The 15,018-nt window shown below is 59.9% G+C and carries 13 protein-coding genes; 6 read left to right on the top strand and 7 right to left on the bottom strand.

Going from position 1 to position 15,018, the window contains the following annotated elements; translation table 11 throughout:
* The first annotated feature begins 27 nt into the window (after nt 1–27).
* From nagK to SPE70_RS09240, 5 genes are all read left to right on the top strand, one after another.
* A complete protein-coding gene (nagK, locus tag SPE70_RS09220) occupies nt 28–939 on the top strand; it encodes an N-acetylglucosamine kinase (RefSeq protein ID WP_008806006.1) in 912 nt (303 codons plus the stop codon).
* Between the two features lie 14 nt (nt 940–953).
* On the top strand, nt 954–1,784 hold the full coding sequence (cobB, locus tag SPE70_RS09225; protein ID WP_008806007.1) for a Sir2 family NAD+-dependent deacetylase: 831 nt from the start codon (nt 954–956) through the stop codon (nt 1,782–1,784).
* Between the two features lie 90 nt (nt 1,785–1,874).
* Nucleotides 1,875–2,219 carry a hypothetical protein gene (locus tag SPE70_RS09230; protein WP_064170205.1) on the top strand — a complete coding sequence of 115 codons (345 nt, stop codon included), beginning with the start codon at nt 1,875–1,877 and terminating at the stop codon, nt 2,217–2,219.
* Between the two features lie 251 nt (nt 2,220–2,470).
* Nucleotides 2,471–4,099 (top strand): long-chain fatty acid--CoA ligase, encoded by a 1,629-nt coding sequence (locus tag SPE70_RS09235; protein WP_064170204.1) that lies wholly within the window; start codon nt 2,471–2,473, stop codon nt 4,097–4,099.
* Nucleotides 4,096–5,820, top strand: a complete 1,725-nt coding sequence (locus SPE70_RS09240) for an aldehyde dehydrogenase family protein (protein WP_064170203.1) — start codon at nt 4,096–4,098, stop codon at nt 5,818–5,820. Before SPE70_RS09235 ends, SPE70_RS09240 begins: the two co-directional genes overlap by 4 nt.
* A 45-nt stretch (nt 5,821–5,865) precedes the next feature.
* On the opposite strand, the gene potD is transcribed toward SPE70_RS09240, so the two are convergent.
* From potD to potA, 4 genes are read right to left on the bottom strand one after another with little or no spacing between them, the layout of a single operon-like run.
* Nucleotides 5,866–6,912, bottom strand: coding sequence for a spermidine/putrescine ABC transporter substrate-binding protein PotD (potD, locus tag SPE70_RS09245; RefSeq protein ID WP_008806018.1), 1,047 nt, complete (start codon nt 6,910–6,912; stop codon nt 5,866–5,868).
* Nucleotides 6,909–7,694 (bottom strand): spermidine/putrescine ABC transporter permease PotC, encoded by a 786-nt coding sequence (gene potC / locus SPE70_RS09250; RefSeq protein ID WP_012968557.1) that lies wholly within the window; start codon nt 7,692–7,694, stop codon nt 6,909–6,911. The genes potD and potC overlap by 4 nt, the downstream gene beginning before the upstream one ends.
* Entirely contained in the window at nt 7,691–8,548 is an 858-nt protein-coding gene (gene potB / locus SPE70_RS09255; RefSeq protein WP_008806020.1) for a spermidine/putrescine ABC transporter permease PotB, read from the bottom strand. Before potB ends, potC begins: the two co-directional genes overlap by 4 nt.
* On the bottom strand, nt 8,532–9,668 hold the full coding sequence (gene potA / locus SPE70_RS09260; RefSeq protein ID WP_008806021.1) for a spermidine/putrescine ABC transporter ATP-binding protein PotA: 1,137 nt from the start codon (nt 9,666–9,668) through the stop codon (nt 8,532–8,534). Before potA ends, potB begins: the two co-directional genes overlap by 17 nt.
* Nucleotides 9,669–9,925: 257 nt before the next feature.
* On the opposite strand from potA, the gene pepT reads away from it, so the two are divergent.
* Nucleotides 9,926–11,158, top strand: coding sequence for a peptidase T (gene pepT / locus SPE70_RS09265; RefSeq protein WP_016160629.1), 1,233 nt, complete (start codon nt 9,926–9,928; stop codon nt 11,156–11,158).
* A 509-nt stretch (nt 11,159–11,667) separates the two neighbouring features.
* Here pepT and SPE70_RS09270 read toward each other — a convergent pair.
* From SPE70_RS09270 to phoP, 3 genes are all read right to left on the bottom strand, one after another.
* Nucleotides 11,668–12,789, bottom strand: a complete 1,122-nt coding sequence (locus SPE70_RS09270) for a ribosomal protein uL16 3-hydroxylase (RefSeq protein ID WP_012542214.1) — start codon at nt 12,787–12,789, stop codon at nt 11,668–11,670.
* 85 nt (nt 12,790–12,874) lie between these two features.
* Entirely contained in the window at nt 12,875–14,341 is a 1,467-nt protein-coding gene (gene phoQ / locus SPE70_RS09275) for a two-component system sensor histidine kinase PhoQ (protein ID WP_064170201.1), read from the bottom strand.
* Nucleotides 14,341–15,012 (bottom strand): two-component system response regulator PhoP, encoded by a 672-nt coding sequence (gene phoP / locus SPE70_RS09280; RefSeq protein ID WP_004150807.1) that lies wholly within the window; start codon nt 15,010–15,012, stop codon nt 14,341–14,343. The genes phoQ and phoP overlap by 1 nt, the downstream gene beginning before the upstream one ends.
* Between the last annotated feature and the right edge of the window lie 6 nt (nt 15,013–15,018).

Here is a 15,018-nt window from a genome sequence, read left to right on the forward strand (position 1 = left end):
GCTGACGACACAAGAGGAATTGCTGAAATGTATTATGGATTTGACATTGGCGGCAGCAAGATAGCGCTGGGCGTATTTAATCAGGAGCGGCGACTGCAGTGGGAAAAACGCGTCGCCACGCCGAAAAGCAGTTATGAGGATTTTCTCCAGGCGGTGGAGGCGCTGGTCCGCGAGGCCGATGAGCGCTTCGACCAGCAGGGGTCGGTCGGGATCGGTATTCCGGGGATGCCGGAAACGGCAGACGGCACGCTGTATGCCGCTAACGTGCCAGCCGCCAGCGGCCGGCCGCTGCGCACCGACCTCAGCGCGCGGCTGGGGCGCGATGTGCGCCTCGATAATGACGCCAACTGTTTCGCGCTGTCTGAAGCGTGGGACGATGAGTTTACGCAATACCCGCTGGTGATGGGGCTGATCCTCGGCACCGGCGTGGGCGGCGGCCTGGTGTTGAACGGTAAATCGATTACCGGACATAGCTATATCACCGGCGAGTTCGGCCATATTCGCCTGCCGGTGGATGCCCTGGAGGTGGTCGGGCGCGATTTTCCGCTGCTGCGCTGCGGCTGCGGCCAGCTGGGCTGCATTGAAAATTATCTCTCCGGCCGTGGTTTCGCCTGGCTGTACGAACATTTTTACCAGCAACCGCTCTCCTCGCCGGAGATAGTGGCGCAGTGGCAGCAGCACGATCCGCGCGCCCAGGCGCACGTTGAGCGCTATCTCGATCTGCTGGCGGTGTGTCTGGGGAATATACTGACCATTGTCGACCCGGATTTACTGGTGCTCGGCGGTGGATTATCTAACTTTACGGCCATTAGCGAAGGGCTGGCGCAACGATTGCCGCGCCATCTTCTGCCGGTCGCCAGGGTTCCGCGCATTGAGCGCGCACGCCACGGCGATGCCGGGGGAATGCGCGGTGCGGCCTTCCTTCACCTGACCCATTAATCACAGAGGTAGCTATGCAGTCGCGCCGTTTACATCGATTGAGCCGTTTTCGTCGCAATAAACGTCGGTTGCGTGACCGTCTGCGTCAGCGGATTTTCTTTAGGGAGGACAGGATGAAACCTGAAGCGATGGCAAAACCGAGAGTGGTGGTGTTAACCGGCGCGGGCATCTCGGCAGAGTCGGGGATCAAAACCTTCCGCGCGGCGGATGGCCTGTGGGAAGAGCATCGGGTGGAAGATGTGGCGACGCCGGAAGGCTTCGCCCGCGATCCGGCGCTGGTGCAGGCGTTCTACAACGCCCGTCGTCGCCAGCTGCAGAGCCCGGAGATCGCGCCGAACGCGGCGCATCTGGCGCTGGCGCGTCTGGAAGATCTACTGGGCGACCATTTCCTGCTGGTCACCCAGAATATTGATAATCTGCACGAGCGCGCCGGCAACCGCCGGGTGATCCATATGCACGGCGAGCTGCTAAAGGTGCGCTGTTCGTGGAGCGGCCAGGTGCTGGAGTGGACCGGCGACGTCACCGCCGAGGACAAATGCCACTGCTGTCAGTTTCCGGCGGCGCTGCGTCCGCACGTGGTCTGGTTTGGCGAGATGCCGCTGGGGATGGACGAGATCTACAGCGCGCTGGCCGACGCGGATATTTTTATCGCCATCGGTACCTCCGGCCATGTCTATCCGGCGGCTGGCTTTGTGCACGAGGCGCGGCTGCACGGCGCCCATACCGTTGAACTGAACCTGGAACCCAGCCAGGTGGGCAGCGAGTTTGCCGAGAAGCACTACGGGCTGGCAAGCGAAGTGGTGCCTGCCTTTATCGATAAGCTGCTGCAGGAAAACCCGCTATAAGCTGAAGCCGCCTGCCGGTAGCCAGGGCCCTGGCCACTGCTTCCGGCAGCGCTGCTGACAAGGATGAAACGTCATGACAGGAGTCAGACCATGCATAATCCGCTGGTTATCGAAGCGATCATGTTGATCGCGGCCATTATCGTTGGCGTCTGGAGCCAGCGCGCTTTACCGCTACACGCCGATAGCCGGCCGATCCTCTTCCTGCTGTGTCTGTTCGTCGGCACTGGCAGCGCATTGTCCCTGCTGCTGGATGGCTTAGCCCTGCTGTTCACCGGTCAGGTCGCGACGGGCGGTGTGCGAATATACGGCCCGTTGCTGCTGCTGGTAGTGCTGTGGAAACCTCTCAACGGGATCTCCGGCATCATTGAAGATTTTGTGCAGCGGCGAGCCGAAAAAGGGAAGGGCAAAGGCCAGCGCGACGGTGGACGACGCTGATCGTTTTCCGCTGCGCCACACACGCTATCGCCCGGCCCGCTGCCGGGCGATAGCCGCCCTGAGCAATGACCTGCCTGTTATGATTTCGTCTTTTTCCTCCTGAATCATTTCTTACTCTATTTTGTGCGTGACCGCTGATTTCTGTACGTTTTTTTGTGCAGACCGGCAAATGTAGACCAGATTCAATAGGCGCCCGCACGATCGCGCCGCGACCCTGTTCCCTGCCGGAAGTCTGTAAAGGAGACCCCGTAATGCCGTCACCGATGATTTATCAGGATCTCACCACTGCCGCGCTGCTCGGCCATGCGGCGCAATATCACAGCGAGACCGAGATTGTCTCGGTGAGTACTGGCGGTGAGCAGGAGCGCAGCAGCTGGGGGGAGGTGGCCAGCCGCGCTCAGCGGCTGGCGTCGGCGCTGGCGTCGCTGGGGCTGCCGCCAGGCGCCCGCTGCGCTACCCTGGCATGGAACAATCGCCGCCACCTGGAGATCTATTTTGCCGTCGCCTCCGGCGGCTGGGTGACACACACTGTCAACCCGCGGCTGTCGGTTGACCATCTGCGGTATATCCTCAACGACGCTGCCGACGAAGTGCTGTTTTTTGACCAGACCTTTCTGCCACTGGTGGCGCAGCTGCTGCCGCAGCTGCCGACGGTGAAACACATCGTGCTGATGGAACCCCGCAGCGAAGCGGCGCTCAGCCAGTTGCCCTCATTGCTGTTTTTTGACGATCTGTTGCAGCAGGGGACAGTAGACTATCGCTGGCCGCAGCTCAATGAACTGAACCCAGCTTCGCTCTGCTACACCTCGGGAACTACCGGCCGGCCGAAAGGGGTGTTGAATACCCATCGTTCGCTGGTCCTGCACGCCCTGAGCGGCAACCAGCCGGACGCCGCCGGCATATCGGCGAAGGACAGCCTGTTGCCGGTGGTGCCGATGTTCCATGTCAACGCGTGGGGGACGCCGTTTATCGCCGCTATGGTCGGCGCGCGGCTGGTGCTGCCGGGGCCGCACCTCGATGGCGACAGCCTGCTGCAGCTGCTGGCCACCGAGAAGGTAACGGTGGGGTTTGGCGTGCCGGTGATCTGGGCCGGCTTGCTGGCGGCGATGCGCCGGACAGAGGTCCGGCTGCCTGAATTTAAACGTGCACTGGTTGGCGGCTCCGCGCTGCCGCCGTCGATGGCCGAGGCCTTTCAGCGTGATTACGGCATTGAACTGACCCACGCCTGGGGAATGACCGAAACATCGCCTATCGGCACCATCAACACGCCGTTGAGCAAACATGACGCGCTCCCGGCACAGGAGCAGCAAAAGCAGCGCGCCGGTCAGGGGCGGCCCATATTCGGCATCGAACTGCAGGTAGTGGACGTGGATGGCGAACCGTTGCCCCGGGATGGTCAAAGTCAGGGGTATCTGCAGGTCAGAGGGCACTGGGTGGTGGAGCAGTACTATGGTCAGGACGCGAGCGCCCTGACCGCGGGAGGCTGGTTTGATACCGGCGATATCGGTACGCTCGACGCCAATGGTTATCTGGTGATCTGCGATCGGGCAAAGGATATTATCAAGTCCGGTGGCGAGTGGATCTCCACCGTTGAGCTGGAGAATATCGCCATCGCGCATCCGGCGGTGCGCAGCGCGGCGGCCATCGCCGCCCGTCATCCGCGCTGGGACGAGCGGCCGGTGCTGCTGTGCGTTCGCGCGGAAGGGGGCGAAGTGGAAGAGACCGATCTGCTGACCTGGTTTGAGACGCGGGTGCCAAAGTGGCAGATCCCGGACCGGGTGATATTTGTCGACGCGCTACCGGTCAGCGCCACGGGTAAGGTGCTCAAAAATCAACTGCGCCAGGCCTACGGAGAGATTTTAATGAGTGAGGGAAAATGAGCCATGCGCGACCCGGTCTGACGACCTGCTCTCAGTATGATGCTGCCCTGTACGCCTTGTCGGCGGCGCGCCAGCGTTGGGCGGAAACCTCAGTGAACCGTCGTCTGGCGCTGCTACGCCAGATCAAGGATGCCCTGGCTGGTATTGCCCCGGCGTGGGTGGCCGCGGCGGCGGCGGCCAAAGGGCTGCCGGCGGGCGATCCGCTGGCGGGGGAGGAGTGGCTGGCGGGCCCCTGCGCGCTAATGGTCGGCTGCAACGGGCTCATCGCCACCCTGGAGCAGCTGGAAGAGAAGACCTTTCTGCGGCGGATCCCGCTGCGGACGCTGGCGGACGGCCGCCTGGCGCTGCGGGTGGTGCCCGGCACGCTCTGGGATCGACTGTTGCTGTCTGGAGTTCGCGCTGAGATATGGATGCAGCCAGGCGTCACCCGGGCCCATCTCGACCGCTATGCGGCGCGGGCATACGACATCCCGCCGACCGCGCGGCAGGGCAAGCTGGCGCTGGTGCTTGGCGCCGGCAATGTGGCCTCGATTGCGCCACTGGATGTGCTACACAAGCTGTTTATTGAAAATCAGGTCTGCCTGCTGAAGCTCAACCCGGTGAATGATTATCTGCACGATCTGCTGGCCCAGGCCCTGGCACCGCTGATTGCCATGGATGCGCTCCGCATCGTCACCGGCGACGCCCAGGCGGGAGCATGGCTGACCAGCCATCCCGCTGTCGATGAGATCCATATCACCGGCTCTCGCGAGACCCATGACGTCATCGTCTGGGGCGACGGTGAAGCGGCTCGCCAGCGTCGGGCCGCCGGGACGCCGCTGAACCCGCGTCGGGTGACTTCGGAGCTGGGCGGCGTCAGCCCTACCATTATCGTACCCGGGCCGTGGAGCGAGGCGGATATTGCGTTTCAGGCGCAGCAGCTGGCGACGCAGAAGATGAACAACGGCGGGTTTAACTGCGTGGCCAGCCAGGTGCTGATCCTGCAGCAGGGCTGGGAGCCAGCGACGGGCTTGCTGAATCAGCTGTACCGACTGATCGCCGCGAATACCCGCCCGGACTACTACCCCGGCGCTGAAAAACGGCTGACCGACTTTCGCCTGCGCGCCCGCCAGCCGCTGGAGATAGCGCGCGGCGACGCGCTGCCGTTGATTGTGGCGAACACCGACGATGACCCGGCGCTCTGTCAGCAGGAGGTCTTTGGCCCGGGGCTGTCGGTCACTCGTCTTGAGGCCGACAGTGCGGAAAGTTTTCTGCGCCAGGCGATCGGCTATGCGAATCAGCGGCTGCAGGGCACGCTGGGGGCCAATATTGTGATCCATCCGCGCACCCGCAAAGCGATTGGACGTAAGCGTTTTAACGCGTTAATCGCTGAGCTGCGCTACGGCACGGTGGCGATCAACTGCTGGAGCGGGGTGGCCTTCCTGTTGGCCCCTTGCCCGTGGGGCGCGTTTCCCGGCCACACGCTCGACGATATTCAGAGCGGGCGGGGCAAGGTGCATAACAGCTTTATGCTGGAGAAAACCGAGCGCACGGTGATTGAGGCGCCGTTTCGGCCGTTTCCGCGCAGTCTGTGGCATGGCGAACTGACGCTGATGCCCCTGCCGCCCTGGTTTATTACCCACCGGGGGCAGGAAGCGGTGGCGCAGAAGCTGGTGGATTTTTATCATCGGCCGCGCTGGCGCAAGCTGCCGGCGATCCTCTGGCGCGCGCTGAGGGGCTAAGGTGAGAGCAAAAAAAAGGCGGAACCGCGGTTCCGCCCTGCGGGATTAGCGGCCCGCTTTCAGCTTCTGGTAATACTCTTCATAAATGGCGCTGGCGCTGCCGACGTCATTCTGCCATTCGCCTTTCTCAATGGTCGCAGCGTCCGGATAGAGCGATTTATCGTTGGCCACTGCCGGGCTGAGCATTTTGCGCGCCGCCAGGTTTGGCGTGGGGTAGCCGATGGTTTCCGCGACCTGTTTGGCGACATCCGGGCGCAGCAGGAAGTTAATCAGCTTCAGCGCGCCGTCGACGTTTTTGGCATTCGCCGGGATCGACAGGCTGTCCATCCAGAAGATGCCGCCTTCTTTCGGCCAGATCACCTCCAGCGGGGTACCGGCCTGGCGTGCGACGTAAGCCGAGCCGTTCCATACCATCCCGAGGTTCACTTCGCCTTCCATATACGGGTTCGCCGGGTTATCGGAGTTAAACGCCGCGACGTTAGGCATTAACTTTTTCAGCTCGTTATAGGCGGCTTCAATCTCTTTCGGGTCGGTGGTGTTGCCGGAATAGCCCAGCTTACGCAGCGCCATCTGGAACACTTCGCGCGCGTCGTCGGTCAGCAGCAGGCTGCTTTTGTATTCCGGCTTCCACAGGTCGGCCCAGCTGGTGATGGTTTTCGGATCAATCGCATCGCTGTTGACGCCGATAGCCGTCGCCCCCCAGATATAGGGAATGGAGTAGTCGTTATTCGGATCGAACGGTTTGTTCAGCATCTGCGGATCGAGGTTGCTGAAGTTAGTCAGCTTACTCTTATCGATCTTCTGCAGCATCCCTTCTTTACGCATCTTGTCGACGAAGTAGGTCGACGGGACGACCAGGTCGTACGCGCCGTCTTTATAGGTCTTGAGCTTGGCATACATGGTTTCGTTCGACTCGTAGGTCGAATAGATGACCTTGATGCCGGTCTCTTTGGTGAACTGCTCCAGCAGGCCCGGCGGTACGTATTCGGTCCAGTTATAAAAATAGAGCGTTTTGCTATCGTCCGCGTGCGCGGCGCTCATGCCGATTGCCAGAGCGCCGGCTGCGAGCAGGTGGCGTGACCATTTTTTCATTTTAACGTCCCCTGAGTTTTATCACGTGCAATTAACTGACTGGCGATGACCATCACCAGCGACAGAACCAACAGAATCGTGGCCAGGGCGTTCACCTCAGGCGAAACGCCAACCTTGACCATCGAATAGATCTTCAGCGGCAGAATTTCATATCCCGGACCGGTCACGAACGAAGAGACCACCACGTCATCCATCGACAACGTGAAGCTCAGCAGCCATCCGGCGGCGACCGCCGGCAGGGCCAGCGGCAGGATGATTTTGCGCAGGATGGTCATCTCGCTGGCGCCCAGATCTTTCGCCGCCTCCAGCATCCGCACATCAAAGCCCTTCAGCCGGGAGAACACGGTGACCACCACAAACGGCAGGCAGAAGGTGATATGCGAAAACAGCAGCGACCAGAAACCAAGCTGAATACCGATCAGCATAAACAGCACCAGCAGAGAGATGGCCATCACAATATCTGGCGACATCATCACCACAAACAGCATGCCGCTGACAAACGGTTTGCCGCGAAAGCGGTAACGGTACAGCGCCACGGCGGTCAGCGAGCCGATAAGGGTGGCGAAGGTTGCCGACAGCACCGCCATGGTCAGGGAATGCTGGGCGGCCTGCAGCAGGCTATCGTTGTTCATCAGCAGGCTATACCAGTCGGTGGTGAACCCCTGCCAGTTGATACCAAAGCGCGACCGGTTAAACGAGTTAACGATCAGAATAATAATAGGGATGTAGAGATACGCGTAGATGGCGGTCATAAAGCCGCCGCGCAGCAGTCGACCGATCATTCCAGCTCCACCTTTTTATTCAGCAGGCGCGCCGCGCGCCAGTAAATCAACAGCATCAGGCCCATCACCAGGGTTAAGGTAATGCTGGTTGCCGCGCCGAACGGCCAGTCGCGAATATTCAGGAACTGACTCTTGATCACGTTGCCGATCAGCAGGTTCTTGGCGCCGCCCATCAGGTCGGAAACGTAGAACAGCCCCATCGCCGGCAACATCACCAGCAGACAGCCGGCGATGATCCCCGGCATGGTCAGCGGGATGATAATGCGGATAAAGGTCTGCAGCTTGCTGGCACCGAGATCTTTCGCCGCTTCCAGCAGCGGGCGATCCAGTTTCTCAATGCTGGAGTAGAGCGGCATCACCATAAACGGCAGCAGGATATACACCAGGCCGATAATCACCGCCGAGGGGGTGAACATAATGCGTATCGGCGTGTCGATCACCCCTAACCACAGCAGGAACTCGTTCAGATAGCCTTTGGTACTGAGGAAAATCTTCAGCCCGTAAATACGGATCAACGAGTTGGTCCAGAAGGGGACGATCAGCAGAAACAGCAGCAGGGGGCGCACCTTCTGCGGCAGCCGGGCGAGGAACCACGCAAACGGGTAGCCCAGCGCCAGGCAGGCGAGGGTCGCCAGCAGCGCCATGTTCAGCGAATGCAGCAGCACGTCGTAGTAGAGCGGATCCAGCAGCCGCGAGTAGTTGTCCAGCGTGAAGACCAGCTTGACGAAGTTGGCGTCGTCGCGGGTCAGAAAGCTGGTGGCGATGATCATCAGGTTGGGCAGGAAGACAAACAGCACCAGCCAACCGACGATGGTGGCGATCACCACATTCTGGAATTTACTGGAGTTCTTCATCGGCCAGCACCACCTCCCAGCTCTCCACCCAATTGATAGACATTTTCTGGTCAAGAGAGTGGTCGAAATCCGGGTCGTCTTCGTTAAAGAACTCGCTGACCATCACCATTTTGCCGTTTTCCAGCTCGACCACCGACTCAAGGGTCATCCCCTTATAGTTACGCTCTCGCACATAGCCGATCAGGCCGTCGGCGTCGCTGTTGTGGTGGATCTCATCGACGCGCAGATCTTCCGGGCGCAGCAGGACGTGCAGACGCTGGCCGGCCTCCACGGCAAAATTGACGGTGATGTTGCACTCCCGTCCTTCGACACTGGCACGCACGCGCTGCTCGTCGAGGCGCTCGATCACGGTGGCGTCGAAGATATTGATCTCGCCGATAAAGCTGGCGACGAACAGGTTTTTCGGCTCTTCGTAGATCTCTCGCGGGGTGCCGTCCTGTTCGATTTTGCCATCGCGCATGACCACGATGCGATCGGACATGGTCAGGGCCTCTTCCTGATCGTGGGTCACGAAGACGAAGGTGATCCCGAGCTTACGCTGCAGCGCTTTCAGTTCGTTCTGCATCTGCTTGCGCAACTTGTAATCCAGCGCCGAAAGGGATTCATCGAGCAGCAGCAGGCGCGGTTTGTTAACCACCGCGCGGGCGATGGCCACGCGCTGCTGCTGGCCGCCGGAGAGCTGGTGCGGTTTGCGCTGGGCAAAGTCTTCCAGCTGTACCATCTTTAAGGCATCCAGAACCCGCGGGGTGATTTCCGCCGCCGGGGTTTTCTGCATCCGCAGGCCAAAGGCGACGTTCTCGAATACCGTCATATGCGGAAACAGGGCGTAGCTTTGAAAGACGGTATTGACGTGGCGGTTTTCCGCCGGGACATGGGTGATATCGTGATCTTCGAGATGGATCCGTCCGCTGTCGACGTTTTCCAGGCCGGCGATAAGGCGCAGAACGGTGGTTTTACCGCAGCCAGAGGGGCCAAGCAGGGTGAGAAACTCACCATTGTTGATGGTCAGGTTAAGGTTATCGATGACCGTTTTACCATCAAAGCTCTTGCGAATTCCCGCCAGTTGCACCAGCGGCGAACGCGAACGCGGTTGTATATTCAATTTTTGACTCTGTCCCATGTAGACGCAACGGAAACTTCCGACCGCTGCGGGGTTTGTGATTAACCACCTTTGGGGTTGCACGTTTTTAATAAGGGCCAGCATTCTACGGCAAACGAGGGTAATCGCCAATCCTTGATACGCCTGCATAGTCTACCTTTACACCATAACGTCGGTTCCGTTATTAAATTTCGCTTTACGGGCTAAGAATGACCTGACGCAATATTTGTCTTTTCTGGCTTATGAATAATGTTGTCACAAAAGAAGAGGGTGGCTACATGGATAAATTGCTTGAGCGTTTTTTGCAGTACGTTTCTTTGGACACGCAGTCGAAGCCTGGCGTTCGTCAGGTCCCCAGCACGGAAGGGCAGTGGAAGCTGTTACGCCTGTTGCAGGCGCAGCTGGAAGAAATGGGACTGATCAAGGTAACGCTGAGTGAAAAAGGGACGGTAATGGGAACCCTGCCCGCCAACGTGGAGGGCGATATCCCGGCCATCGGCTTTATCTCTCACGTCGATACTTCCCCGGATTTCAGCGGTAAAAACGTTAATCCGCAGATTGTCGAAAACTATCGCGGCGGCGATATCGCGCTGGGCATCGGCGATGAGGTGCTCTCCCCGGTGATGTTCCCGGTTCTGCATCAGCTTTTGGGGCAGACGCTGATCACCACCGACGGGAAAACGCTGCTGGGGGCGGACGACAAGGCCGGCATCGCCGAGATCATGACCGCGCTGGCGACCCTGCAGGCGAAAAACATCCCTCATGGCGATATCCGCGTGGCCTTCACCCCCGATGAAGAGGTCGGAAAAGGGGCGAAGCATTTCGATGTCGAGGCCTTTGATGCCCGCTGGGCCTATACCGTCGACGGCGGTGGCGTGGGGGAACTGGAGTTTGAAAACTTCAACGCCGCCTCGGTGACCATTAAGATTGTCGGCAATAACGTGCATCCCGGCACCGCAAAAGGGGTGATGGTCAACGCGCTGTCGCTGGCCGCGCGCATTCATGCCGAAGTGCCGGCCGACGAGGCGCCGGAGACCACCGAAGGTTATGAAGGCTTTTATCACCTCACCAGCATCAAAGGCAGCGTGGATCGGGCCGAGATGCACTACATCATCCGCGATTTTGACCGCAAGCACTTTGAGGCGCGTAAACGCAAGATGATGGAGATCGCCAAAAAGGTCGGCAAGGGGCTGCACCCGGACTGCTATATCGAGCTGGTGATCGAGGATAGTTATTACAACATGCATGAGCAGGTGATCGCCCATCCGCACGTGGTCGATATTGCCCGCCAGGCGATGGTGGACTGCGATATTGAACCGCAGATGAAGCCGATCCGCGGCGGCACCGACGGCGCGCAGCTCTCGTTTATGGGACTGCCGTGCCCGAACCTGTTTACCGGCGGCTACAACTATCACGGCAAACATGAGTTTGTCACCCTGGAAGGGATGGAGAAGGCGGTGCAGGTGATCGTGCGTATCGCCGAGCTGACGGCAACACGAAAAGGGAAATAGCCTTCGCAACCAGGCCGCTCATTCTGCTTGTCGCACAAGATGCCGGATGGCGGCTAACGCCTTATCCGGCCTACGACTCGTGCGATCTGATGCTAATTTACCCACTTGCGCGACTGAAACTGCCGGTGCTGACGGCCTCAAAATCGCTGAGACGTTCCCGGAAGGCCGGGGCAGCCCGCATGGATGCGGGCTGAGGGCCGTGTTTTGCACGGACGCTGCCTCGGCCCGACCCGAAGCCTGCAGGGATAAGTCGAAGGCACCACGAAGTGGCGATTTTGCTGGCCGGAGCCCGGGGGTACAGGGGGCGGCGGCGACTGGCCGCCCCCTGTGCGCTCCCTGCGCCAGAAGAGACATAACACGGAAGACATATTGGGAGCGCAATCTGCTCGGAAATAACACAGAACAAACGTTTTTCCCGGGTCGAAACCGTTGCAAACCGATACAGGAGCTACGGAAATCGTGCTGTTTGTAGGCCCGGCAAGCGCAGCGCCGCCGGGCAGGATGATGGCTCAGTCGCCAAAGAACCAGTAGCCGCTGTTGACCAGCGCTGCCAGCATGGCGAGGAATGACGGATCTTCCAGCGCATCGCCAAAATGGTCGGCGCGCAGCGTCAGATGGGTGGCTAAGGCGTCCAGCGCCGGGCGGTGCGGGGAGTTGATCTTCTCGCCATTGACGAACACCTCGCCGTCAATGCGCAGCACCCGCAGGCCGCCCAGGCGTTCCAGCGTGTCGCCCTGCTGCAGAGCATCGTAAATTTCATCTGGCTGATACGGCGGCTCCGGCGGTGCGACGTCGAGCTCATGACGCGACTGGGTGATAAACTCGCCAAACCACTGTTTAAAGTGCTCTGGTTGATTAATCAGCCCCAGCATCATCTCGCGCAGGCGGTCGAGTTCGACGGGTAAAATATCCGCCGGATGGTCGCGGGACGGCACGTCCGGATCGGCGTAGCGCTGGCTGCCCAGTTCGCGCTGGAGAACGTAGTCGGCAAAGCCGCTGAACAGCTCGCGGGCATTCGGCGCGCGATAGCCGACCGAATAGTTGAGCGAATTTTCCAGCGAGTACCCCTCATGCGGGAATCCTGGTGGAATATAGAGAATATCCCCCGGCTCCATCTCTTCATCGATGATCGCCTCGAAGGGGTCAACCTGCAGCAGGTCCGGATGCGGGCAGTGCTGTTTCATCGGCACCTTTTCCCCGACGCGCCAGCGCCGACGGCCGGTGCCCTGAATGATAAACACATCATACTGATCCAGATGCGGACCGACGCCGCCCCCGGGTACCGAGAAGGAGATCATCAGATCGTCGATACGCCAGTCCGGCAGAGCGCGGAACGGATGCATCAGCGCCGCTGAGGGTTCATGCCAGTGGTTAACCGCCTGCACCAGCAGGGACCAGTTGTTTTCACTCAGGTGATCGTAGCTTTCGAAGGGACCGTGACTGACCTGCCATTTTCCATCCTGATGGCTGACAAGGCGGCTATCGACCTCGCTCTCCATGGCCAGTCCAGCCAGTTCGTCCGGGCTTAGGGGGTCGATAAAATTGGCGAAGCCGCGCTTCAGTACCACCGGCCGTTTTTGCCAGTAGCGTTCGATAAAGTCGGGCCAGTTAAGCGTTAATTGATAATCCATATTGATATTCCACTGCAGGTGTCTGACAGGGATTATAACGGATGCGGCGCCCCGGCGATGCAGGCGCCGTTAAAAAACTCAATGATTAACCCTGTTTATCTTCCATCAGCTGGCGGCCAAACACCACCTCCATGCAGGCGCCGCCGAGCAGGCTTTCGCTGGCGATAATCTCCCCGTCATATTGCTCGACGATTTCGCGGGCGACGGAGAGCCCCACACCCTGGCCGGGGCGCAGCGTATCTGCCCGCTGGCCGCGGTCGAAGACGGCGCGGCGCTGGCTCTGCGGGATCCCCGGGCCATCGTCTTCCACCAGAATATGCAGATGGCTGTCGGTGGTTTGGCGCACGGAAACCTCCACGAACTCCAGACAGTACTTACAGGCGTTATCGAGAACGTTACCCATCACTTCCATAAAATCGTTCTGCTCGCCGACAAAAGTGATCTCCGGCGAGATGTCGAGCGAGATATTGACCCCTTTGCGCTGATAGACCTTGTTGAGAGCGGAGGTCAGGCTATCAAGCAGCGGGGCGATCGGATGCAGCTCCCGGCTCAACAGGGTGCCGCCGCTGCGCATGCTGGCGCGATGCAGATAGTAACCAATCTGCTGCGAGATGCGGCTTATCTGCTCCAGCATCACCGGCTCCGCCTCGTCGACGCTGATCTTCTCGCCGCGCAGCGAGCGCAGGGTGCTCTGCATCACCGCCAGCGGCGTTTTCAGGCTGTGGGTGAGATCGGTGAGGGTGGTGCGGTATTTGTCATAGCGTTCACGCTCGCTGCGAACCAGCCGGTTAAGGTTGCTGACCAGCCGGGTCAGCTCGCGGGTGGTGTTGGGATTGAGCTTTTCGCGGTGGTGCTCCTCCAGCTCACGTACCTCTTTCGCCAGCGACTCGATAGGCCGCAGGCTCCACCATGCGGCGACCCACAGCAGGGGGATCACCAGCAGCAGGTTGGCGGCCAGCACGTAGATAAACCAGCTCCACACCATATAGCTGCGCTTGAGCTCCACCGGAATGGTATCGACCACCACAATGCTGAGCTGGGGCATTTTGCTGGTGGCCGGATAGAGGTTGATCGCCACCGAGTGGGTCATCTCCGAATCGTCGCCCTGCTCGCGGATGGCGTCCAGCTGTTCCTGAATCTCGTGGTTGTTGCGCAGCAGCATGCTGCTGCTGTCGACATCGGCTTCGATCTCATGGAAACCATTGCGCTTCAGCCATTCCGGTTGAATGCGTTTCGCCAGCCAGGGGACATCGCGCTGCGCCCACAGCAGTTTACCCCTCTCATCGTAGATAAGGGTCACCGTCGGGCTTTCCATATTCAGGTTTTCCGGGATATCGACGTCAATAGCGCTGTTCTCCCATTTCGCCAGCATATAAAAGAGATTGCTCTCGCCGCGCAGCAGGCGGAAGGTGGTTTTATCGAAGCTGACACTGTAGCCCACCAGCGCCACCATGCCATAGGCCAGGGAGAGCACCAGTACGACCCCGGCGGTCGCCAGCAGGAAGCGAACCCGTAATGACAGGGGGAAGATATGCCGCAACAGTCCCTTCATCAGCGCAGTTCGAACAGATAGCCCTGGCCGCGCACCGTGGTGATGACGTCCTGCGGGTATTCAGCCTGAATTTTCTTGCGCAGCCGGCCCATCAGTACGTCAATGGTATGGCTTTCGCGCAGTTCGGCATCCGGGTAAAGCTGGAGCATCAGGGAATCTTTGCTGACCACTTTGCCGCGGTTACGGATCAAGGTTTCCATTATGGTGTATTCAAAGGCCGTCAGCTTGATCGGCTGGTCATTCACCGACAGCTCGCGCCGGGAGAGGTCGACCTGGAACGGCGGCAGGGAGATCACCTGCGAGGCCAGGCCGCTGTTGCGGCGCAGCAGCGCCTGCATGCGGGCGGCAACCTCTTCAATATGGAATGGCTTGGTGACGTAATCATCCGCCCCGGCGCTCAGCACTTCCACTTTATCCTGCCATCCTTCGCGGGCGGTCAGCACCAGCACCGGCAGCGACACATCGTGGCTGCGCCAGCGGCGGATCAGCGATAGTCCGTCTTCATCCGGCAGGCCGAGGTCGACGATGGCGATATCCGGGAGATGTTCGCCCAGATAGTAGTCCGCTTCCCTGGCATCTTCCGCCGCATCGACCTGATGGCCCAGCTCCTGCAGCTGAACTTTGAGGTGGTGACGCAGCAAGGCGTTATCCTCAACCACGAGTACGCGCATGACTGT

This window comes from Klebsiella sp. ZJOU C1, from assembly GCF_035620215.1.
Lineage (GTDB): Bacteria > Pseudomonadota > Gammaproteobacteria > Enterobacterales > Enterobacteriaceae > Klebsiella > Klebsiella variicola.

Coding starts and splice junctions, on each gene's coding strand:
- nagK (WP_008806006.1), top strand. CDS start 28: ATGTATTATGGATTTGACATTGGCGGCAGCAAGATAGCGCTGGGCGTA.
- cobB (WP_008806007.1), top strand. CDS start 954: ATGCAGTCGCGCCGTTTACATCGATTGAGCCGTTTTCGTCGCAATAAA.
- SPE70_RS09230 (WP_064170205.1), top strand. CDS start 1,875: ATGCATAATCCGCTGGTTATCGAAGCGATCATGTTGATCGCGGCCATT.
- SPE70_RS09235 (WP_064170204.1), top strand. CDS start 2,471: ATGCCGTCACCGATGATTTATCAGGATCTCACCACTGCCGCGCTGCTC.
- SPE70_RS09240 (WP_064170203.1), top strand. CDS start 4,096: ATGAGCCATGCGCGACCCGGTCTGACGACCTGCTCTCAGTATGATGCT.
- potD (WP_008806018.1), bottom strand. CDS start 6,912: ATGAAAAAATGGTCACGCCACCTGCTCGCAGCCGGCGCTCTGGCAATC.
- potC (WP_012968557.1), bottom strand. CDS start 7,694: ATGATCGGTCGACTGCTGCGCGGCGGCTTTATGACCGCCATCTACGCG.
- potB (WP_008806020.1), bottom strand. CDS start 8,548: ATGAAGAACTCCAGTAAATTCCAGAATGTGGTGATCGCCACCATCGTC.
- potA (WP_008806021.1), bottom strand. CDS start 9,668: ATGGGACAGAGTCAAAAATTGAATATACAACCGCGTTCGCGTTCGCCG.
- pepT (WP_016160629.1), top strand. CDS start 9,926: ATGGATAAATTGCTTGAGCGTTTTTTGCAGTACGTTTCTTTGGACACG.
- SPE70_RS09270 (WP_012542214.1), bottom strand. CDS start 12,789: ATGGATTATCAATTAACGCTTAACTGGCCCGACTTTATCGAACGCTAC.
- phoQ (WP_064170201.1), bottom strand. CDS start 14,341: ATGAAGGGACTGTTGCGGCATATCTTCCCCCTGTCATTACGGGTTCGC.
- phoP (WP_004150807.1), bottom strand. CDS start 15,012: ATGCGCGTACTCGTGGTTGAGGATAACGCCTTGCTGCGTCACCACCTC.